Annotated in this window: 20 protein-coding genes and 1 tRNA gene; 10 read left to right on the top strand and 11 right to left on the bottom strand. The window is 71.3% G+C overall.

Features of this window, described 5'->3' with window-relative positions:
• The coding region (locus CCL05_RS22790; protein ID WP_244204366.1) for a M6 family metalloprotease domain-containing protein at nucleotides 1-1,046 on the bottom strand (1,046 nt) is incomplete at its 3' end.
• Between the two features lie 277 nt (nucleotides 1,047-1,323).
• On the opposite strand from CCL05_RS22790, the gene CCL05_RS22785 reads away from it, so the two are divergent.
• Complete coding sequence (locus CCL05_RS22785) at nucleotides 1,324-3,186, top strand: putative bifunctional diguanylate cyclase/phosphodiesterase (protein ID WP_086562338.1); 1,863 nt, start codon at nucleotides 1,324-1,326, stop codon at nucleotides 3,184-3,186.
• On the opposite strand, the gene CCL05_RS22780 is transcribed toward CCL05_RS22785, so the two are convergent.
• The 4 genes from CCL05_RS22780 to CCL05_RS22765 form a co-directional block, all read right to left on the bottom strand.
• A complete protein-coding gene (locus tag CCL05_RS22780) occupies nucleotides 3,162-4,253 on the bottom strand; it encodes an LLM class flavin-dependent oxidoreductase (RefSeq protein WP_086562337.1) in 1,092 nt (363 codons plus the stop codon). The genes CCL05_RS22785 and CCL05_RS22780 overlap by 25 nt on opposite strands.
• Nucleotides 4,254-4,343: 90 nt before the next feature.
• Complete coding sequence (locus tag CCL05_RS22775; protein WP_244204365.1) at nucleotides 4,344-4,568, bottom strand: hypothetical protein; 225 nt, start codon at nucleotides 4,566-4,568, stop codon at nucleotides 4,344-4,346.
• A 266-nt stretch (nucleotides 4,569-4,834) separates the two neighbouring features.
• Nucleotides 4,835-5,566, bottom strand: a complete 732-nt coding sequence (locus CCL05_RS22770) for a maleate cis-trans isomerase family protein (protein WP_086562335.1) — start codon at nucleotides 5,564-5,566, stop codon at nucleotides 4,835-4,837.
• Entirely contained in the window at nucleotides 5,563-6,378 is an 816-nt protein-coding gene (locus CCL05_RS22765; RefSeq protein ID WP_086562334.1) for a maleate cis-trans isomerase family protein, read from the bottom strand. The genes CCL05_RS22770 and CCL05_RS22765 overlap by 4 nt, the downstream gene beginning before the upstream one ends.
• Before the next feature lie 197 nt (nucleotides 6,379-6,575).
• On the opposite strand from CCL05_RS22765, the gene CCL05_RS22760 reads away from it, so the two are divergent.
• Nucleotides 6,576-7,523, top strand: coding sequence for a D-2-hydroxyacid dehydrogenase (locus CCL05_RS22760; RefSeq protein ID WP_086562333.1), 948 nt, complete (start codon nucleotides 6,576-6,578; stop codon nucleotides 7,521-7,523).
• Between the two features lie 17 nt (nucleotides 7,524-7,540).
• Entirely contained in the window at nucleotides 7,541-8,950 is a 1,410-nt protein-coding gene (locus CCL05_RS22755; protein ID WP_086562332.1) for an amidase, read from the top strand.
• Here CCL05_RS22755 and CCL05_RS22750 read toward each other — a convergent pair.
• Nucleotides 8,931-9,425 carry a DUF3830 family protein gene (locus CCL05_RS22750; RefSeq protein WP_086562331.1) on the bottom strand — a complete coding sequence of 165 codons (495 nt, stop codon included), beginning with the start codon at nucleotides 9,423-9,425 and terminating at the stop codon, nucleotides 8,931-8,933. The genes CCL05_RS22755 and CCL05_RS22750 overlap by 20 nt on opposite strands.
• Before the next feature lie 107 nt (nucleotides 9,426-9,532).
• Here CCL05_RS22750 and ehuB point away from each other — a divergent pair, with 107 nt between their 5' ends.
• The 6 genes from ehuB to CCL05_RS22720 all read left to right on the top strand — a co-directional run bounded on the left by ehuB (nucleotide 9,533) and on the right by CCL05_RS22720 (nucleotide 13,726).
• Nucleotides 9,533-10,462 (top strand): ectoine/hydroxyectoine ABC transporter substrate-binding protein EhuB, encoded by a 930-nt coding sequence (ehuB, locus tag CCL05_RS22745; RefSeq protein WP_244204364.1) that lies wholly within the window; start codon nucleotides 9,533-9,535, stop codon nucleotides 10,460-10,462.
• Complete coding sequence (gene ehuC, locus CCL05_RS22740; RefSeq protein WP_086562330.1) at nucleotides 10,459-11,160, top strand: ectoine/hydroxyectoine ABC transporter permease subunit EhuC; 702 nt, start codon at nucleotides 10,459-10,461, stop codon at nucleotides 11,158-11,160. Before ehuB ends, ehuC begins: the two co-directional genes overlap by 4 nt.
• A complete protein-coding gene (ehuD, locus tag CCL05_RS22735; protein WP_086562329.1) occupies nucleotides 11,157-11,807 on the top strand; it encodes an ectoine/hydroxyectoine ABC transporter permease subunit EhuD in 651 nt (216 codons plus the stop codon). Before ehuC ends, ehuD begins: the two co-directional genes overlap by 4 nt.
• Nucleotides 11,797-12,582, top strand: coding sequence for an ectoine/hydroxyectoine ABC transporter ATP-binding protein EhuA (ehuA, locus tag CCL05_RS22730; RefSeq protein ID WP_086562328.1), 786 nt, complete (start codon nucleotides 11,797-11,799; stop codon nucleotides 12,580-12,582). Before ehuD ends, ehuA begins: the two co-directional genes overlap by 11 nt.
• A gap of 199 nt (nucleotides 12,583-12,781) precedes the next feature.
• Nucleotides 12,782-13,543 carry an IclR family transcriptional regulator gene (locus CCL05_RS22725; protein ID WP_086562327.1) on the top strand — a complete coding sequence of 254 codons (762 nt, stop codon included), beginning with the start codon at nucleotides 12,782-12,784 and terminating at the stop codon, nucleotides 13,541-13,543.
• A gap of 109 nt (nucleotides 13,544-13,652) precedes the next feature.
• Nucleotides 13,653-13,726: transfer RNA gene (locus tag CCL05_RS22720), tRNA-Lys, on the top strand.
• Here CCL05_RS22720 and CCL05_RS22715 read toward each other — a convergent pair.
• Together CCL05_RS22715 and CCL05_RS22710 are read right to left on the bottom strand one after the other, a co-directional pair.
• The gene (locus tag CCL05_RS22715; RefSeq protein ID WP_086562326.1) at nucleotides 13,692-15,356 is read right to left on the bottom strand and encodes a long-chain-fatty-acid--CoA ligase; all 1,665 of its coding nucleotides are present in this window, start codon (nucleotides 15,354-15,356) and stop codon (nucleotides 13,692-13,694) included. The two genes, CCL05_RS22720 and CCL05_RS22715, sit on opposite strands and share 35 nt — an antisense overlap.
• Nucleotides 15,357-15,396: 40 nt before the next feature.
• The gene (locus CCL05_RS22710) at nucleotides 15,397-15,891 is read right to left on the bottom strand and encodes a hypothetical protein (protein WP_086562325.1); all 495 of its coding nucleotides are present in this window, start codon (nucleotides 15,889-15,891) and stop codon (nucleotides 15,397-15,399) included.
• A gap of 205 nt (nucleotides 15,892-16,096) precedes the next feature.
• Here CCL05_RS22710 and CCL05_RS22705 point away from each other — a divergent pair, with 205 nt between their 5' ends.
• Nucleotides 16,097-17,335, top strand: a complete 1,239-nt coding sequence (locus tag CCL05_RS22705; RefSeq protein WP_086562324.1) for an RNA-guided endonuclease InsQ/TnpB family protein — start codon at nucleotides 16,097-16,099, stop codon at nucleotides 17,333-17,335.
• Here CCL05_RS22705 and CCL05_RS22700 read toward each other — a convergent pair.
• The 3 genes from CCL05_RS22700 to CCL05_RS22690 all read right to left on the bottom strand — a co-directional run bounded on the left by CCL05_RS22700 (nucleotide 17,332) and on the right by CCL05_RS22690 (nucleotide 20,412).
• Nucleotides 17,332-17,952: a lytic polysaccharide monooxygenase auxiliary activity family 9 protein gene (locus tag CCL05_RS22700; protein WP_086562323.1), complete on the bottom strand. Its 621-nt coding sequence runs from the start codon at nucleotides 17,950-17,952 to the stop codon at nucleotides 17,332-17,334. The two genes, CCL05_RS22705 and CCL05_RS22700, sit on opposite strands and share 4 nt — an antisense overlap.
• A gap of 101 nt (nucleotides 17,953-18,053) precedes the next feature.
• Entirely contained in the window at nucleotides 18,054-19,175 is a 1,122-nt protein-coding gene (locus CCL05_RS22695) for an SPFH domain-containing protein (RefSeq protein ID WP_086562322.1), read from the bottom strand.
• A 61-nt stretch (nucleotides 19,176-19,236) separates the two neighbouring features.
• Complete coding sequence (locus CCL05_RS22690; protein WP_086562321.1) at nucleotides 19,237-20,412, bottom strand: peptidoglycan-binding protein; 1,176 nt, start codon at nucleotides 20,410-20,412, stop codon at nucleotides 19,237-19,239.
• Nucleotides 20,413-20,550: the final 138 nt, after the last annotated feature.

Genomic DNA, 20,550 nt, shown 5'->3' with positions numbered 1-20,550 from the left:
TCGCCGTCGTTGCCCACCGGCCCGCGCGCCTCGAACGCGAGCACGCTGTCGCGGCCGGTGCGCAACACGGCGAGCTTGGTGCCCCGCCCGAGACCGAAGGCCGGCGCCCCCGCGGCGCCCGCCACCGGCACCCCGGGCCCGGCCGCCAGCGGCTCCAGGGTCAGCCGGGCGGGCCCGGCGTCCTGCACGCACCGCACCTGCCGCTGCCCCAGCCAGCCCAGCTTCCACTTGTGCCAGCCGAACAGGTCGGGCGCCAGTCCGAACTGGCTGCCCATCAGGTCCCAGTCGCCGACGTGCGTGTCCCAGTCGCCCTTGCCGTCCGCGGGCCGGTGGTAGAGGTCGGGAAGGTCGAACACGTGCCCGGTCTCATGGGCGAGGACGAGCCGGTCCGGCGGATGCTGCTCGAACACCGTGACGACCCGGCGCAGATCGGTGCCGTCGGCCCGCATCGGACTCGTGAGGTTGACCACCTTGGTCGCGTCGGAGTCCACACCGGGCGCGTCCGGGTCGGCGACGAAGTACACGACGTCGTAGCGGGAGAAGTCGACCTGGGGGTCGGCCACGGAGAGCGCGTCCCGCAGATACGCGGACCGCGCCGCGGTGCTCCAGTCGCGCTGTATGTCGTACGCGGTGGACGGCCGCGGCATCTGGATCCAGTGCCCGAGCGGGTGCGGGCGCAGGGTGAAGCGGCCGTAGGACGCGCGTTCGAAGAAGCGGGTGGTGGCCGGGAAGTGGTCGGCGGTCAGCTCCTGCGGTGTGGTCAGCGGATGGGCGTCCGGGAAGGACAGGAAGACCATGACCGCGTCCAGGGCCCGGGCCGGGCGCGGATAGGCGGCGTTCCAGGTGTCCAGGCCCTCGGAGTGGTGGGCGTCGGTGCGGGTCAGGGCGCAGGGCGCGGCCGAGTCGGGCTCGGCGGCCGACGGGCCGGTGCCGAGGGAGGTCGCGGCGAGCGCCGACATGGTGGTGAACACGGCCGCGGTGCTGCGCAGTCGGGCGCGCGAGAACTGACGCGGCACGGGGACCTCCGGGTACGGTTCGCGGGACACCGCACCCAGCCTGTGATGATTTGTCGTACTGCGTCCTGTTTGCTTGCACCAGTCGGGTGAAGAAGCCGAAACATCGCGAACGTCGACACCCGCGAACCACTCACAGAACGTCACAACTGGTCGGGGGCCTGAAGAAGCCGTCCAGTCGTGAGCAGAAACGATCTGGCAGAAGGGCGGACTGGTCCGGAACACTGGACACCGGCTGGAAGGCCCTGGGGCCAGCCTCTATGATCGGCACACTTTCCTGACCTTTCCTGCACGGACAGAGATCGAATACATGCGGGAGCGAGCGGTGAGCGGAACCTCCGAAGGGCCGGCGCCCGCGGCAGACCTGGACCGGCCGGTCGTCACAGAGAGTGAGATCGATACGCCTGCCCGTACCGAGCCTGCGGCGCCCGCGCCCTACCGCTCCGTCTTCACGGCCGCCCCGCTCGCCATGGCCGTCGTCGACCGCGAGGGGATGGTCGTCAGCGCCAACGACTCGCTGGCCGCGCTGCTCGGCGCCCCGCCTGACGATCTGGCCGGGACCGTCGCCGCCGACCTGGTCGACCTCACCGGTGACGCCCGCACCTGGCACGCGTACCGCGAGGTGCTGCGCGGCCGGCAGTCCCGGCTGCGCTGCACACGCCGGCTCAAGCACCCGGACGGACATGCGCTGTGGGTGCAGGTGACGGTCGCCCCGCTGCCCGCCGAGGACCGGGCCGTCCTGCTGTCCGTCGCCGACATCAGCTCACGCCGCCAACTCCAGGCCCGGCTGCGGCACTTGCAGATGCACGACCCGGTGACCCGGCTGCCCAACCGCACGCTGTTCTTCGAACGCCTGTCGGCCGCGCTGGAGGCGGAGTCGTACGAGCAGAGCGGCACGGGCCGGATCGGGCTGTGCTACCTGGATCTGGACGGCTTCAAGGCCATCAACGACACCCTGGGCCACCGCGTGGGCGACCGGCTGCTGGCCGCCGTCGCCGAGCGCCTCACGCGCTGCGCGGACGAGGCCGGGCGGTCCCGGCCCAGCGTCCCGCTGGTGGCCCGGCTCGGCGGGGACGAGTTCGCGCTGCTCGTCGAGGACTCCACGGGCACCGAGCAACTGGCCGAGCTCGCCGAGTCGGTGCTGGAGGCGATCCAGGACCCGTTCGACGTCCTGGGGCAGCGGCTGTCGGTCTCGGCGTCGATCGGCGTGGTGGAGCGGCACGCGGCCGGGACGACCCCGACCGCCCTGATGCAGGCGGCGGACACCACGCTGTACTGGGCGAAGGCCGACGGCAAGTCCCGCTGGACGCTGTTCGACCCGGAGCGCAACGCCCACCGCATGACCCGCCAGGCCCTCGCCTCCACGCTGCGGCCTGCCATCGACCGGGGCGAGTTCCAACTGGAGTACCAGCCGCTGGTCGGCATGGAGGACGACCGGCTGCACGGGGTCGAGGCGCTCATCCGCTGGAACCATCCCCAGTTCGGCGTACTGACGCCGAATCGGTTCATCGGACTCGCGGAGGAGGACGGTTCGATCGTTCCGCTGGGCCGCTGGGTGCTGCGGACAGCGTGTGGGCAGGCCCGCCGCTGGCAGCTGGACCACCCCGACGAGCCGCCGATCTTCGTCAGCGTGAACGTGGCGGTGCGTCAGGTCTGGGACTCCGACCTGGTGGCGGACGTCGCGGAGACCCTGGCCGAGACGGGCCTCGCGCCGCACCTGCTCCAGCTGGAGCTCACCGAGTCGGCGGTGATGGGCTCGGCCGGCCGGCCGCTCCAGACCCTGAAGGCCCTCAGCGACATGGGCGTGCGCATCGCCATCGACGACTTCGGCACCGGCTACTCGAACCTGGCCTACCTCAGCCGCCTGCCGGTGTCCGTACTGAAACTGGACGGCACCTTCGTCCGCGGCTTCCAGTACGACGACCGGGACAGCACGGCCACCCGCCCGAACCCGGCCGACGAGGTCGTGGTCGAGGCGATGATCCAGCTCGCGCACCGGCTGGGTCTGACCGTCACGGCCGAATGCGTGGAGACCTCGGACCAGGCGACCCGGCTGCGGCGCATCGGCTGCGACACCGGACAGGGCTGGCTCTACTCCCGTCCGGTGCCGCCGGATCGTATCTCCGAGCTGCTGGGCACGCCGGGCGTTCAGGCGGGTGTCGGCAACCCGTAGGCGTCGGCGATGAGTTCGTAGGAGCGCACGCGTACGTCGCCGCCATGGGCGTTGGCCGTGATCATCAGCTCGTCGGCGCCGGTGCGCTTCTGCAGATCGTCCAGGCCGGAGCGGACCTCGTCCGGGGTGCCGTGGATGACGTTGGCGTTCCAGGAGTCGACGAAGTCGCGCTCCATCGGGCTGAACGCGTAGGCCTCCGCCTCCTCGGGGCTGGGCACGAGGCCGGGGCGGCCGGTGCGCAGCCGGACCATGCTGAGGGCGGCGGCCAGGACCTGCCGGCGGGCCTCCTTCTCCTCGTCGGCGGCGAGCGCGGAGACGCCGATGAGGGCGTAGGGCTCGTCGAGCACGGCGGACGGCTGGAAGGACTCCCGGTACAGGTCCAGGGCCGGGACGGTGTTCTGCGCCGAGAAGTGGTGCGCGAAGGCGAAGGGCAGCCCGAGGACACCGGCGAGGCGGGCGCTGAAGCCGGACGAGCCCAGCAGCCAGATCGGCGGGCGGTGCGGGGACTGCACGCCGCCGGGGCTGGTCGCCTGGATCGGCCCGGGTACGGCGTGGATACGGCGGTAGGGATGCCCGTCGGGGAAGTCGTCGTCGAGGAACCGGGTCAGCTCGGCGAGCTGCTCGGGGAAGTCGTCGGCGCCCTCGCCCAGGCGTTCGGTGCGGCGCAGGGCCGCTGCCGTGGCGCCGTCCGTGCCGGGGGCGCGGCCGAGCCCGAGGTCGACACGGCCCGGGGCCATGGCCTCCAGCGTCCCGAACTGCTCGGCGATGACGAGCGGGGCGTGGTTGGGCAGCATGACGCCGCCCGAGCCGAGGCGGATGCGGCCGGTGTGGGCGGCGAGGTGGGCGAGGATCACGGCCGGGGACGACGAGGCCACACCGGGCATGGAGTGGTGCTCGGCGACCCAGTAGCGGTGGAAGCCGCGGGACTCGGCGAGGCGGGCCAGGTCGACGCTGGTGCGCAGCGCGTCGGAGGCGGTGCGGCCGGCCCCTACGGTGACCAGGTCCAGTACGGAGAGGGGGACGGGGGCGCTGCCCTGCGCTGCGCCGCGTATCTCGTCTGCCGCCACGGTGGGGTGCCTCCTGCTGTGGGCCGTGTGCTGTCGTTCCGGCTTTAACAGGGGACTGTCTCCGGTTATTCCCGCACGGTGCCCGCGGGGTCAGGCCGCGCGCTCCCAGTCGCTCTGCGTTCCGCCGTACGGGGGCCGCCGGGCGGCCTTCTCGCGGACGCGGAGCACGATCCACGCGAGGGCGGCTCCACCGGCGAGCCACCAGGGCAGGGACCACACGGCACCCCACCAGTCCGCCCGCGGTCCGAGGACGGCGTCCACGGCGGCGGTGATCATCGCGGCGGCCAGGCTCCAGCACAGCAGGCGCCCGGACATCTGGACAGCGCTTACAGGGGATCTGAACGGGCCCGTTTCGGCCATCGGGGAGTCCTTCACGGCACGACTGGCTGCGGACGTGGCCAGTGTGCACGGGGTGGACAGCAGAAGGGGAACGCGCTTTCGGTCAAGTCAAGCGCCCTGTGGGACGGCGGAGTTGAGGGTTCCTCAGCTCTGTACGGACCGTTCACCCCCTATGCCCGGATCTGCCCCGCCGAAGAGGTGGGACCGATTCCGGGCGCAGGCGGCGAGATCGGCACCCGTGTTCAGGCCTGGACGAGCGGCTCCCTGGTGAACAGGGCGCCCAGTTCCGGCGCGTTCACGCGGCGGTCCGCCAGGCGCAGGCCTTCCCAGACCGTGACCTGGTTGGCGGTGAGGACCGGCTTGCCGAGCTCCTTCTCCAGGGCCGGGATGTGCGCCGCCGTGTGCAGGGCCGTGTCGGGCAGGAGGAGGGCGTCGGCCTCGGGGTGGTCGGAGTGCCGGGCCAGGGCGAGGAGTTCCGCCTCGCCCCAGGTGCCGACCTCGGCGGCCGTGATGATGCCGGAGCTCTTGGTGGAGACGACCTCGACGCCGTCCGCCCGCAGAAACTCGGCGAACAACTGCGCCACGTCGTCCGGGTAGGTCGCGCCGATCGCGACCCGGCGCGCCCCCAGCTCCCGTACCGCGTGCACGAAGGCGAAGGACGTCGAGGAGGCCGGCATGCCGGCCGTCTGCGCCAGGGCGCGCACCTGGTCCTGGGCGCCGTCCCAGCCGTAGACGAAGCTGCCGCTGGTGCAGGCCCACACCACGGCCTCCGCTCCGGCGTGCCGCAGTTCCTGGACGCCCGCCGCGAGCCGTCCGGCCGAGCCCATCTCCAGCAGGGCGTCCACCCGGTGCGCGTCCTCGCCGATGTCGGTGTGCACCAGGTCCACCCGGATGTCGCTGCCGAGCAACTGCTCGATACGCGGATAGTCGTCCTCGGCGGAGTGGCCCGGGTAGAGAAATCCCAGTGCTGTCATGTCCAGCCTTCCTGCTGCTGCTCTTCTTCCGGCACGACGGGACCGGGGTCCGCCCCCGGCGATCCGAGACCGGCGCGCGCCTCCGGATTGATCAGCGCTTGATACGGTCCCACCGCACGGGTACCCAGTCGGCGCAGCGCCGCCCACATCGTCACTTGGTTGGCCGAGATCACCGGGATGCGCAGTTCGGCCTCCAGCTGCGGGATGACGTCGTAGGTCGGCAGGTTGGTACAGCTGATGAACAGCGCGTCGGCGTCGCCGCGCACGGCCTGCCGCGCCATGTCCACCACCTCCCGGTAGGGGACCTTCCAGATGTGCCGGGTCAGGCCCATGAAGGCACAGCCGGAGATCGTGACGCCCGCCTGGGCGACGTACGCCTCCAGTGACTGCGTCACCGACACCGTGTACGGCGTCACCAGCGCCACCCGCCGTACGTCCAGCTCCACCAGGGCCTCCAGCAGCCCGCCGGAGGTGGTGATCGCCGGGACGGCGCCCGCCCGGCTCATCGCCTCGCACATCGCGCGCTCGCCCATGACGCCGCCGACGAAACTGCCCGACGTACAGGCGTAGGCGATGACCTCGGGGGCGATCGCGTTGAGCGTGCGGACCGCCTCGCTCAGCGTCTCGTGTTCGCTGACCATGCGGGCGAGATCGAGGCTGACCTCGACCGGCACGAACGGTGTTCGTGTCATGTGCAGGGAGACCTCGTCCGGCACCCAGCGCCACAGTTCGCGGTCGAGAGCGAAGTCGAAGGGGGCGACGACGCCGACCCCGCGCTGCGGGCTGGGCCCGCCGAGAAATGAGACGTCCATGCAGGGCACCGGCCTCACACTGGGCAACGAGTGTGCAACGGATCGTGGGAACGCCCGTGTTGACGACGGTAGGTTCGGGTGCGAGCGTGGTCAATCCGCCCGGATCATTCCCTGGTCAACACCGTGTTAACTCGTCGTCACCGGCCGCCTCCCGAAGGCCGGCCGCCCCCGCCGCACGGCTGGAGAAACGGCTGCTCATGCCCACCCCCACCCTGCTCGTCCTGGACGCCGAACCCCTTCCTCGCCTCGGGCGTCTCACCGGCCACGCCCGTATCGAACACACCGACGCGGAGGGTCTCGCCGCACGCCTCCCGCGTGCGGACGTACTGCTCGTGTGGGACTTCACCTCGCGCGCCGTGCGGGACGCCTGGCCCGGCGAGGGCCCACGGCCACGCTGGGTGCACACGGCGAGCGCCGGTGTGGACCATCTGATGTGCCCGGAACTCGCCGCCTCGGACACGGTGGTGACGAACGCACGCGGCATCTTCGACCAGCCGATCGCCGAGTACGTCGCCGCGCTCGTGCTGGCGATGGCCAAGGACCTGCCGCGCACGCTTCAGCTGCAACGGGAGCGGACCTGGCGGCACCGCGAGTCGCAGAAGGTCGCCGGGAGCCGGGCCGTCGTGGTCGGCACCGGGCCGATCGGCCGGGCGATCGCCCGCACGCTGGAAGCGCTGGACATCACGACGGCGCTCGTGGGCCGCGCCGCGCGCACCGGCGTGCACGGCCCGGAGGACCTGGACCGGCTGCTGGCGCGCGCCGACTGGGTGATCGCGGCGGCGCCGCTCACCGAGCAGACGCACGGCATGTTCGACGCCCGCCGCTTCGGCGTGATGCAGCCGTCCGCCCGGTTCGTCAACATCGGCCGCGGCCAGCTCGTCGTCGAGGACGCGCTCGCCGAGGCCCTGGCCAAGCACTGGATCGCGGGCGCCGCCCTGGACGTGTTCGAGTCCGAGCCGCTGACCCTCGACAGCCCGTTGTGGCAGGTCCCGGGCCTGATCGTGTCCCCGCACATGAGCGGCGACATCGTCGGCTGGCGGGACGAGCTCGGCGCCCAGTTCGTCGAGCTGTACGAGCTCTGGGCGGCGGGAAAGCCGCTGGAGAACGTGGTCGACAAGCAGCGCGGGTATGTACCCGGACACTGACGTTCCTTGGAGGGTGGATGACCGAGCTCACCGAGCTGACCGCCGTACGGCTCCTCGACGGCTACCGCAAGGGCGAGTGGAGCCCTGTGGAGGCGACCCGCGCGGCGCTGGAGCGGGCCCAGGCGATCCAGCCGGAGGTGAACGCCTTCGTCCGGCTGACCGCCGAGGACGCGCTGGCCCGGGCCCGGGAGTCGGAGGAGCGATGGCGGCGCGGTGAGCCCCAGGGGCTGCTGGACGGCGTACCGGTCACGGTGAAGGACATCCTGCTGCTGCGCGGCGCGCCGACCCTGCGCGGTTCGAAGGCCGTGGATCCGGCGGGGCGCTGGGACGAGGACGCCCCGTCCGTGGCCCGGCTGCGGGAGCACGGGGCGGTCTTCATCGGCAAGACGACGACCCCCGAGTACGGCTGGAAGGGCGTGACGGACTCCCCGCTGAGCGGGGTGACGCGCAACCCGTACGACCCCTCGCGCACCGCCGGCGGATCGAGCGGGGGCAGCGCCGCGGCCGTGGCGCTCGGCGCGGGGCCGCTGTCGCTGGGCACGGACGGCGGCGGCAGTGTCCGGATCCCGGCGTCGTTCTGCGGGATCTTCGCGCTGAAGCCGACGTACGGGCGGGTGCCGCTCTACCCGGCGAGCGCGTTCGGCACGCTGGCGCACGTCGGGCCGATGACCCGGGACGCGGCGGACGCGGCGCTGCTGATGGACGTCATCGGCCACCCCGACTCGCGGGACTGGTCGGCGCTCGCCCCGCCGCCCGGTGCGTACACGGACGGCCTGACGGGCGGGGTGCGCGGGCTGCGCGTGGCGTACTCGCCGACTCTGGGCGGCCAGGTGGCGGTGCGCCCGGAGGTCGCGAGGGCGGTGCGGCACGCCGTGGAGCGGCTGGCGGAGCTCGGCGCCTACGTCACGGAGACCGACCCGGACCTCACCGAACCCGTGGAGGCCTTCCACACCCTGTGGTTCAGCGGGGCGGCCCGGGTGACCGAGCACCTTGGCCCGCACCAGCGGGACCTGCTGGACCCGGGTCTGCGCGAGATCTGCACACAGGGTGCCCGCTACTCGGCGCTGGACTATCTGGCCGCGGTGGACGTCCGGATGGACCTGGGGCGCCGGATGGGCCGCTTCCACGACACCCACGACCTGCTCGTCACGCCGACCCTGCCGATCACGGCGTTCGAGGCGGGCGTCGAGGTACCGAAAGGATCCGGCCATCGGCGCTGGACGGGCTGGACGCCGTTCACGTACCCGTTCAACATGACGCAGCAGCCCGCGGCGAGCGTGCCGGTCGGCTCCGACGGGGACGGCCTGCCGATCGGGCTCCATCTCGTGGCCGCCCGGCACCGGGACGATCTGGTGCTGCGGGCGGCCCACGCGCTCTACGAGGCCGGCGTGGCGTCCGCCGGCCGGCTCAGGCCCTCCGGAAGCTGAGCGTCTCCCCCGCCGCTCCCGACCTCCACAGGTCGTTGCACGCCTCGGCCATGGCGTCCAGGCCCTCGACGATCTGGCCCCACACGATGCCGGGGACCCAGCCGACATCGCCGTTCAGCAGCAGGTTGTTGCGTTCGTAGAACAGGGCCAGGTCGACGAGCGTGGTCCCGGCGCGGACCTCGCGGTCGTAGCCGTAGGCCTTGGTCCCCAACTCCGCCCCGGCGAAGGTGAAATAACACAGATCGCCGGGAATCGGAGTGATGGTCGGGTTTTCCAGAGGTGGCTCGGTTTCGGCGAAGGGCGGGAAAAGGGCGTAGATCTCGTTGCGCGCGTACTTCGCGTGGTAGACGTCGCCGGCCAGCGGAAGGGAGTCCCAGACGGCCGCGCAGGTGATCGGCGCGCGGTCGTCCAGGAGCCTGGCCCTGCAGGTCACGTCGCGCTTGACCAGCGAGACTTCGATATAGCGATCAGCCATGCCTCCATGGGAGTGCCCGCCGCCCCGGCGGTCAAGGGCGCACCGGGAGACGTGCGGGGCTTGAAAAGATCGGCATAACTCGGATCGGGTCGGGTAGCCGCGCGCCCATGGCTCCACCACAGAGAAGCCCACTGAGAAGTCCGGAATCCATATCCCAGGCCGCATCCACGCCCACACGCCGGTCGCTGCTCGCGGGGGTCGCGGCGCTCGGCGCGCTGGGCGCCGCCGGATGCAGCCGGGTGGCCACGGCGTCGAGCACCGAGGGCGGTGACCTGCTCGGCCGGCTCCGGGCGGCGGGCGTCGTCCGACTCGGCATCGCCGGTGAGATCCCGTTCGGCTTCATCGACAAGAACGGCGAGCTGACCGGCGAGGCACCGGAACTGGCCAAGGTGATCTTCAAGCGCCTCGGCGTCGACCGGGTCCAGCCGGTGCCGACCGAGTTCGGCTCGCTCATCCCGGGCCTGAACTCCCAGCAGTTCGACGTCGTCGCCGCCGGGATGTACGTCAACCCCGAGCGCTGCGAGCAGGTCATCTTCTCCGACCCCGACTACCAGATGCTCGACGCGTTCATCGTCCGCAAGGGCAACCCCAAGGGGCTGCGCGACTACAAGGACGTCGTCGCGAAGAAGGCGAAGTTCGCCACCGGCACCGGGTACGCCGAGATCCAGTACGCCGTCGAGGCGGGGTACAAGGAGAGCGACATCCTGATCGTCCCGGACCAGGTGGCGGGGCTGAACGCCGTCGAGGCGGGCCGCGTGGACGTGTTCGCGGGTACGGCGCTCACCGTGCGCGAGGTGGCGAAGAAGTCCGCCAAGGCGGAGGCCACCGAGCCCTTCAAGCCGATTGTGGGCGGCAAGCCGCACGTCGACGGGGGCGCGTTCGCGTTCCGGCCGACCGAGACCAAGCTGCGGGACGCCTTCAACGTCGAGCTGCGCAAGCTCAAGAAGAGCGGCGAACTGTTCCGCATCCTCAAGCCCTTCGGTTTCACCGAGGCGGAGATGACGGACCTGACCGCGAAGGAGCTCTGCGGCGGATGACCTCGGGACTCTGGGAACTCGTACTCAAGGGCGTCTGGGTCACGATCCAGCTGCTCGTGTGCAGCGCGCTGCTGGCGGCCGCTGTGTCCTTCGTGGTCGGCGTCGCGCGCACCCACCGGCTGTGGATCGTCCGCTTCCTGGCGGGCTTCTACACCGAGGTGTTCCGCGGGACCTCAGCCCTGGTGATGATCTTCTGGGTGTTCTTCGTGCTGCCCCCGGCCTTCGGCTGGCAGCTGGTGCCGCTGTGGGCGGGCACGCTGGCGCTCGGCCTGACCTACGGGGCGTACGGCTCCGAGATCGTGCGCGGCGCGCTGAACGCGGTCGACCCGGCGCAGCGGGAGGGCGGGATCGCGCTCAGCTTCACGCCCTGGCAGCGGATGCGGCTGATCCTGCTGCCGCAGGCGGTGCCGGAGATGATCCCGCCGTTCTCCAACCTGCTCATCGAGCTGCTCAAGGGCACCGCCCTGGTGTCGATCATGGGCATGGGCGACCTGGCGTTCAGCGGCAACCTGGTGCGTCTGGCGCTCCAGGAGAGCGCGGAGATCTACACGTACATCCTGCTCATCTACTTCGTGATCGCCTTCCTGCTCACCCGGGTCATGCGCGGGCTGGAGAAGAGGCTCAAGGCGGGTGTCGGGAAGAAGCCCGACAGCAAGACCCGGGCGCCTGAGCCGGTCGTGGTGGAGGCGGTCCGATGAACTGGGACTGGAGCGCGGTCTCCGACTTCATGCCGGACTTCTGGAAGGGTCTGCTGGTCACCCTGCAGATCCTGGTGATCGGTTCGCTGGTCTCGTTCGTGCTGGGCCTGGTGTGGGCGCTGCTGATGCGGCTGCCGACGCGCTGGGTGACCTGGCCGGTCGGCGCCGTCACGGAGTTCGTCCGCAACACCCCGCTGCTGGTGCAGTTGTTCTTCCTCTACTACGTGCTGCCCGAGTGGGGCCTGACCTTCTCGGCGCTCGCCACGGGCGTCTTCGCGATCGGCCTGCACTACTCGACGTACACGATGCAGGTCTACCGCGCCGGTATCGAGGCCGTGCCGGTCGGCCAGTGGGAGGCGGCGACGGCGCTGAACCTGCCGCTGCGCCGGACGTGGACCGCGGTGATCCTGCCGCAGGCGGTGCGCCGGGTCGTCCCCGCGCTCGGCAACTACGTCATCGCGATGCTCAAGGACACGCCGATGCTGATGGCGATCTCCGTGCTGGAGATGCTCGGCCACGCGCGCCTGTTCTCGCAGGAGCACTTCCAGTTCACCGAGCCGCTGACGGTGATCGGCGTGGCCTTCATCGTCATTTCCTATCTGGCCTCCCTTCTCCTGCGAGCCCTGGAGCGACGCCTTGCCCACTGACACTCTCCCCAACCCCGAGAAGAACCCCGCCAGGAGCACCGGCGAGCTGATCCGGCTGGAGCAGGTCACCAAGCGGTTCGGCGACCACACGGTCCTGGACCACCTGGACTTCTCCGTGGACGCCGGCAAGCACGTGACCCTGATCGGCCCCTCCGGGTCCGGCAAGACCACGATCCTCCGTCTGCTGATGACGCTGCTCAAGCCCGACGAGGGCACCATCACCGTGGACGGGGAGCAGTTGTTCCCGGCGCCCGACAAGCAGGTGCGCGAGGTCCGCAAGAAGATCGGGATGGTGTTCCAGCAGTTCAACCTGTTCCCGAACATGACGGTCCTGCGCAACATCACCGAGGCCCCGGTCACGGTCCTCGGCATGTCGAAGGACGCCGCCGAGGAGCGGGCGCGCGAGCTGCTGGAGCTGGTCGGGCTGACCGACCACCTCGACAAGCACCCGGCGCAGCTGTCCGGCGGTCAGCAGCAGCGGGTGGCGATCGCCCGGGCGCTGGCGATGCGGCCGCAGGTGCTGCTCCTGGACGAGGTGACCTCCGCGCTCGACCCGGAGCTGGTCGCGGGCGTCCTCGACGTGCTGCGGGACATCGCCCGTTCCACGGACATCACGATGCTCTGCGTGACCCACGAGATGAACTTCGCCCGGGACATCTCCGACCAGGTACTGATGTTCGACTCGGGTCGGGTCATCGAGTCGGGCCCGCCGGAGAAGATCTTCAGCGAGCCGGAGCACGACCGCACGCGGGAGTTCCTCAGCGCGGTGCTCTGACTACACCGCGTGACCAGGCAGGACGTCCGGGCCCCCGGCCTGGGGCATGCTTCTGGCATATGCCAGAGGGTCGATGTCCCAGTCCGGGGGCCCGGGAATCTTGTCAACCCCCGCTCTCCGCAGGGTGTTTGCCGGTTAACCTGGTTGAGGTTCACTGACCGGATTACGGCCCTAACAGCAAGCGCAGGGGGAGACCACCGTGGCGCTGAAGCACGAGCCGCCGACCACCCCGTACCACGCGGCCCAGGAAGCCCTGCGCGTCCTGGAGACCGTGGCGGGGAGTTCCACCGGAGTCACCGATACCGAGCTCGCCCGGCACACCGGCATCGGACGGGAGCGGCTGACCGCGCTGCTGCGCATGCTGCGCCGTGAGGGCTACGTCGAGCAGATCGCCGACGGCGCGTACGTCACGGGCGAGACGCTGGCCCGCCTCGGCTCCGCCCAGCACCGCGAGCAGACCCTGCGCGACAAGCTCCAGCACACCCTCGACCGGCTGCGCGACTCGGTCGGCGCCGCCGTCTACATGAGCCGGTACGTCGACGGCGAGATCAGCGTCACCCAGTACGCCGACAGCCCGGCCACGCCCAAGGTCAACGAGTGGGTCGACTTCCGCTCCTCGGCCCACGCCACCGCCATCGGCAAGAGCCTGCTCACCCAGCTCGACCACGCCGGCCGCCGCGACCACCTCGCCCGGCACAAGATGGCCCGCCTCACCTCGCGCACCATCACCAGCGACCGGCTGCTGCTCTCCCGGCTGGAGTCCCAGCCGCCCACCGTGCCGGTCCTGGACCTCCAGGAGTACGCGGTCGGCACGGTCTGCGCGGCCGTCCCCGTCACGGCCGGCTCCTCCGTCGGCTGCCTGGCCCTGTCCCTCCCGGTCGAGCACGCCCACCGGCTCCGCCAGGCCGCGGACGCCCTCAACCGCAACGCGGCACCGGTCCTGCTGTCCATGGCGATCTAGGTGGCCCCGGGTCCCGCTCGGGGTGGTCCGAAGCACCCCCCGGGACCAGGTACTATTTTTCTGTCGCCAGCCGCGAGAACGCGATGCGAACGCGGTCGGCGGGAGTCATGCGCCGCTAGCTCAGTTGGTTAGAGCAGCTGACTCTTAATCAGCGGGTCCGGGGTTCGAGTCCCTGGCGGCGCACCGGTGAAGGGCCTCTCGTGGGAGCGGGAGGCCCTTCGGCGTGTTCGAGATCCTCCCTGGTCAGCAGGCGGTACGCGCCCTCCCCCGGCGGCCGCCACCACACCGGGTCGGCGCACCGCGGACCCTCCTTCCGTAACGCCGCCCGATGGATCTTGTTCGTGGCCGTCACCGGCATGCGCGCCACCACCCGCACGAACCGGGGCGCCATCTTCGTCCCCAGGTCGGGCTGCGCGAGCAGGAACCGCGCGAACCCCTCCGGGTCGAAGGTCCCGGCGATCGTCGCCATCACCTGGTCCCCGGTCACCGGGTCCGGCACGGCGTACACGGCGACGGCGGCGGCCCCCTCGTACCGGGCGAGGATGTTCTCGATCATCGCGGCGGCCAGGTTCTCGCCGTCGACACGGAGACGGTCGTCGGTGCGGCCGGCGAAGTGGAGGTAGCCGTCGGCGTCCCGGTAGAAGAGGTCACCCGTCCAGTACCAGCCTCCCCTGCGCCGCTCCGCCTCCGCCGCCGGGTTGCGCCAGTAGCCCTCGAAGGGGCTGGGTCCCTGGTTGACCAGTTCGCCGATCGCCTCGTCCCCGTTGAGCAGCCGCCCGGCCGCGTCGAAGCGGGCCGGTGGGCACTCCTCGCGGCTCTCCGGGTCGAGGACGACGAGCCCGGGTGCCGCCCGGCCGACCGCGCCCGGCGGTGTTCCCGGCGACCACTGCACCGCCGCCCCGCCCTCCGAGGAGCCGTATCCCTCCACCAGCCGCACCCCGAACCGCCGCTCGAAGGCCGCCGCGTCCACCGCACCGGCCTCCGTGCCGAAGCCCAGGCGCAGCGGGTTGTCCCGGTCGTCGGGGCCGGGCTCGGTGGCCAGGACGTACTGGATCGCCCGGCCGACGTAGGTGAAGTAGGTCGCCCCGTGACGGCGGACGTCCGGCAGGAAGCGGGACGCCGAGAAGCGCCGGCGCAGTGCCACGCCCGCCCCCGTCACCAGGGCGGGGGCCCAGCCGGCGATCACCGCGTTGCCGTGGAAGAGCGGCATGCAGAGGTAGTGCACGTCCCGCCGGCCCAGTTCGAACTGTCCGGCCAGGGAGCGGCCGGCGGCTGCCAGGCGGCCCTGGGAACAGAGGGCGGCCTTGGGCGCTCCGGTCGAGCCGGAGGTGAAGTAGAGGAGGAAGCGGTCGCGCGGGGTGGCGCGGGAGGCGTCCGGGTGTGCGTCGGCGTAGGGGGCCAGGAGGTCGGCGTACTCCTCCGCGTCCGTCACGAGCACGCGGACGCCGGGCAGGTCCAGGCCCCTGAGCAGCGGCAGGTGGGTCCGCTCGGTGACCAGGATCCGGCACTCGGTGTGCAGGATGTCGCGGGCGAGTTCGGCGCCCCGCCGGGTGGAATTGACGCCGGCGACCGCCGCTCCGGCCAGGGCCGCCGCGCCCAGCCACAGAAGGAACTCGGGGGTGTTGTCGAGGAGCACCCCGAGGTGGGGCTCGGCGTCGGGCGGCAGCAGGTCGGCGAGCAGGGCCGCCCGGGCCGCGGCTCCGGCGGCCGCCTCGTGGTGGGTCAGCGCCCGGTCCTCGCACCGCAGTCCCGGCCGGTGGTCGCCCCACCGGGCGGCGACCAGTTCCGCCACCGTGCTCGCCCTGGAGTCCATGGCCGCGCACGGTAGTTGACATACCGTCAGATGTGGAGGGTCACGGCACCACGGACGTCCCGCTGCCGCCGCTGAAGAGGAAGTCGCTGTACGGGCCGAAGACCTGGACGTACGTGACGACGAAGCCGGCGCAGAACAGGACGATCACGCCGAGGAACGCCAGGATGCCGAAGGTGGCCACCGCGTGCCGCACCCGGCTCGGCGGCTGTGCCGTGGCGACGACCTGCCGGCCCTCGCTGTAGTAGACCGTGACGTAGTCGCCCTCGACGATCGTCCCTGGGCCGCCCTCCTCCTCGAACCGGATGACCCGGCCGTCGCGCGTGATGAACTCGTACACGTGGTGGAGCGCGGTGTGCACGGAGGTGTCGCCGTGCCCGCCGCTGACCGTCGCGTATGCGCGCAGGCACCGGCCCTCGGCCGTCAGCCCGCTGTTCCAGGCGCCCCGGATCTGGAGCCAGCGCCGCACGATCCGGTAGGCCATGAAGACCGCCCCGGCCATGATCAGGCCCGGCACGATGTAGAAGATCACGTCCATCGCGCATCCCCCGAGGTCGATGCGCCGGCCCCGATCGGCCGGCGTGGGAGGAACCTACCCACGCCGGCCGCACCGGTGACTCAAGAGAACCTCAGAAGGTTCAGGCTTCTTGTGAGGGGTCTCGGGGCTTCTGCGGTGCCACCCGGTCGAGTGACGCATCGAGAACGTGCAGTGGGCGCTCGTACGTCTGTGTAGGTTCGATTTTATGAAGCTGGTGGTGCAGGTGAAGCTGCTGCCGACGCCCGTGCAGGCGGCGGCACTTGAGGCGACTCTGCGTGCCTGCAACGAAGCGGCGACCTGGGTCAGCGAGGTCGCGTTCGAGAAGGGTGCGCAGCGGAACTTCGCGCTGCGCGAGCACACCTACGGACAGATCAAGGCGCGGTGGGGTCTGGGGGCGCAGGCCGCACAGCACGTGATCAAGAAGACCTGTGACGCGTACGCCACGCTGAAGGCGAACCTGCGGGCCGGAAATCTGGGCAAGCCAGGCTCGAAGCGCTACCGCAGGGCTACGCAGAAGCCGGTCGTCTTCCGACCGCAGAGCGCGCAGCCGTACGACGACCGGATGCTGTCCTGGCAGATCGCCGAGCGGCGGCTCTCGATCTGGACGACTGCCGGGCGGATCAAGGACGTGGCGTTCACCGGGTCCCGGGAGCAGCTGACCACCCTGGCCTTGCACCGCAAAGGCGAGTCCGACTTGGTGTACCGCGACGGCATGTGGTTTCTGAACGCCACCTGTGAAGTGCCCGAAACTCCGCTCAACACCGATCCGGTGGACTTCCTCGGCGTCGACCTGGGCATCGTGAACATCGCCACCAGCTCCGACGGCGAGATCATGGCGGGGCGACAGATCAACCGGAGCCGGGTACGGGAGCGCGCGCTGCGTACCAAGCTGCAGAAGAAAAACACCCCGTCCGCGAAACGCCGGCTGAAGAAGCGCAGGCACAAGGAAGCGCGGCGGGCGAAGGACATCAACCACAAGATCGCGAAACACATGGTGGCCGAGGCAGAACGCACCGGTCGCGGGATCGCCCTGGAGCACCTGACAGGCATCCGCGAACGGGTACGGCTTCGAAAGCCCCAACGGGCCACCCACTCCAGCTGGTCGTTCGCCCAGCTGGGGCAGTTCATCGCGTACAAGGCCCGCAAGGCGGGAGTGCCGGTGGTGTACGTCGATCCGGCGTACACCTCCCGTACTTGCGCCGAGTGCGGGCACATTGACAGGGCGAACCGGGTCTCCCAGGCCTGGTTCGCGTGCCGGTCCTGCGGATTCGTTGATCACGCGGACCGGAACAGCTCCCGCAACATCCGTGCCCGCGCATGGGAGTTGTGGCGACGCGGGGCCCCGTCAACGGCCCCTGCCCCGCCACCGCGTCAGCGGGGCGGGGCTGGACGCAAACGCAGTGTCACCGCCAGTGATGCCCGTTGTGCAAGCCCGTCGCCTTAGCGACGGGCAGTTGAAAAGGTCACGTCCGAGCAGGCGTAGAACGCGTTGCCCGTGTCGGCGATCGTCCACACCGCCAGGATGACGTGATGGCCGCTCAGCCCGGACGGCAGCCTGCCGCTGTGGGAGAGCGTCGACGGCGGCCGCTGGCCGTTGTACGGCACCGTGAAGAACGGCGTGAGGTTGAGGTCGGACCGGGCCAGGTTGTGGTTCTGGTTCCAGCCCGGCTTGGTGATGTAGTACTTGAAGTCGGTCGTGGCGTGCATGGCCGTGAACTGCCAGCGGAACGTGTAGGTCTGGCCGCCCGTCACCCTGGTGGTGGGCCAGGCGCCGCCGGACGGCGTGCGCGGTGCGCTGAGCTGGCTGAACTGGCCGAGTCCGGCGTTGCATAGCTGCCCGTCGGCCGGGCCGGAGGCCGGGAAGCCCTTCGGGCCCTCGACGCTCTGCGGTTCCCATTGGATCGGACCGCAGTTGGTCACGGTGCCGTTCTGGCAGAGCTTCTGCCGGCTGACGGGGAGGTCGGTGTAGCCGTGGCCGCTGGCGCCGCCGGAGGAGAGTACGAGGGCTCCGGTCGTGGCCAGTCCCACCGCGACGGCGGACAACTTGGTCCTTCTGCGCATGCTGCCGCTCCTGGAGAACGTGGGGGAGGTTCAGTGAGCTGTGCAGGTAGGTCTAGACCAAGTCCGAGGGTAAGGACGCTGATTGAACATGTCCATACCAATCACGGGGCGGTTTCTCCCCGGCCCGCGCAGAACGCCACCGTCAGGTCCCGCACCAGCACCTTGCGCTCGTAGTCGTCCAGTTCGACCAGCCCCCGCATGGTCAGCCGGGTCACCGTGTCCTCCACCGAGTCCACGACAGAGGTGAGCACGCTCGCCCGGTGCCGGGCGTCCAGCGCGGCGATGTGGCGGCGGTGCATCGCCGCGGCGACCTCGGGGGCGTACTCCACCCGGAGCGGCTGCACCGAGAACACCTCCAGGCCGACCGGCGCCGCGTCGGCCGCCGCCAGCCGGGTCAGCGCCTCGGCCGCCGCGTCCGTGGCACCCTTGGCCCCGCCGGGCATCTCCACCGGCACCCGGGCCAGGGCCGCCTCGACGCACTCGCGCAGATAGGCCTCGTGGTCCTCGACGCCCAGCGTGGCCCGCGCGGTGTCCCGCACCCGCCACACCACCTGGACGACGACCCGCAGCGCGACCCCGCTCGCGTCGGCGGCCGGCACCGGCTCGCTGCGCCAGTGCCGCAGCCGTACGTCCACCCGGCGGCGCAGCAGCAGCGGGTTGACCCACAGCAGACCCGAGCGCCGGACGGTCCCCCGGTAGCGGCCGAACAGATCCAGCACCCAGGCCCGCCCGGTCCGGCCCCGGGCCAGCCCGCCGAACCCGAACAGCCCGAGCGCCCCGGCTCCCGCGTACGCCGCCCACTGCGCGGGACCGAGCCCGGCCCCGGCGTACGCGGGCAGCCGCAGCGCCTCCAGCACTTGCGGCGGGAGCAGCCCGGCCCACCAGGAGGTGGCCGCACACCCGGCCGCACCGCACACCCCGGCCAGCACACCCGCCGCCCCGGGCAGCACCCGGGCGGGCCGCTCCACCAGGTCGGGATCGGCCTGCGGCACCGGGCGCGACGCCGCGGCCGCCGGGCGTGTGAGGCGTGGCTGCTCCCCCGTGCCCTGCCTACGGGCGACGACCGCCGGCTTCAGCGGTACCGGCGCCGGGTCCGGCTCGTCGCGGAACAGCAGGTGGACGGGGATCTCGGTGGTGGCCTCGTTCTGGATGAGCCGGGCGGGTCTGGCCGGACCGCCTGCCGGCCCGTCGGGCTCGGACGTGTGGGACGTGGTCGTACTCATGGGTGCCTCCAGCCTCCGCGCCAGCTGCGTCACAACGGTGATCCCCGGTGCGCGCCGGGGCCTACGAGAAGAGCCGCCGCCAGGTCTCCGGGCCCGGGTAGCCGTCCGCCGCGCCGCCCCGCCAGCCCTGGGTGCGCTGGAAGGCCTCGACGGCGCGCCGGTCCGCCTCACCCCAGAGCGGCCCCGGCCCGGCCGGGTAGAACCCGCCGAACCCCTTGCGCACCAGTTGCCTCCCCAGCTGGGTGACGTAGGGGTTGGCGGCGCCGGGCCGGAACATCGCCCGACCCGGGTAGCGGGGGACGCCATGGGAGGAGGGCGAGGGCCCGGCCTCCCCGGCCGTCACGCCCATGTCCCCGGCGAACATCCGGCCGTGCGGCGTGACGTGTGCGTAGTACGCGCCGGGGCCGAAATACGCCGCTCCGGGGCGGGGCGTGACGGCCGCCGCGCCCGATGTCCCGCTGACCGGTTCCTTGCCCGGCACGGTCCCCGGGTCCGTCTCCTCCGCCGAGGTGACGCCCTTGTACCGGTAGGGGACGTACTTGTCGGAGTCGCTCCAGTAGGCGTACGGGGTGGACCGCCGGCGGGTGTGCGGGCGGGTCTGCTCGTAGGCGGTGTAGTGGGTGTGCGCGTGGTCCGTCCAGCCGCCGAAAATGACGACGTGCGAGCCGCTTTCCGGGTCGGCCGTATTGTGGAACAGCAGGATGTCGCCCGGCTGGAGTTCCTCCTTGGAAATCCGCTCACCGTATTGGGCGAGGCTGCCCGTCCATTCGTTTCCGGGCAGCTTCCAGGCCATCGATACATAGCCCGAGCAGTCCTGCCGGTAACCGTCGGACCAGTACGCGTTCATGCTGTACGGGACCTTCGCGGCGACCCAGATCTTGGCCCGGTCGATGATCTCCGTACGGGTGAGGGCGGTGGGCTTGAGGGTGTCGGAGGGCTCCGCGGGAAGGCCGCCGGGGCCGTACAGCGGGGCCTTGCCACCCTGGGGGGTGTCATGCCCGTCACCTGCGGAAACGCCAGGTCGGTGAGGTGCGTGCGGGGCGGCTGCGGCCGGTACGGCATGGCCCGCGCCGAGCGCCGCCGAGGCCATGGCGGCCAGGGCGAGGGCACGGCGTGCGGCCGGGTGGGCGGTGGTCCGGCCGGCCCGGGAATGCGGCAGGACGCGGCGCCAGTGGACGCATCCTGGGCAGTCGCAGTCGCTCGCGGGATCGAATTCCTCGAATACCGGAGACCTCATGCGACACCCCTCACACTTCCGACGGAAAAGGCCGCGCCTGTAACCGTCCGGGCGCGCGTCGCCAGTTTCTCAACTGTCATCCGCACGCGCATGCTGACGGTCCGAATGATGTACGCCGGCGCCCCATGGGGCCCCTCT

The organism is Streptomyces africanus, assembly GCF_002150735.1.
Lineage (GTDB): Bacteria > Actinomycetota > Actinomycetes > Streptomycetales > Streptomycetaceae > Streptomyces > Streptomyces africanus.
The sequence above is the reverse complement of the archived record's forward strand: the minus strand, read 5'-3'. Positions and strand labels throughout refer to the sequence as shown.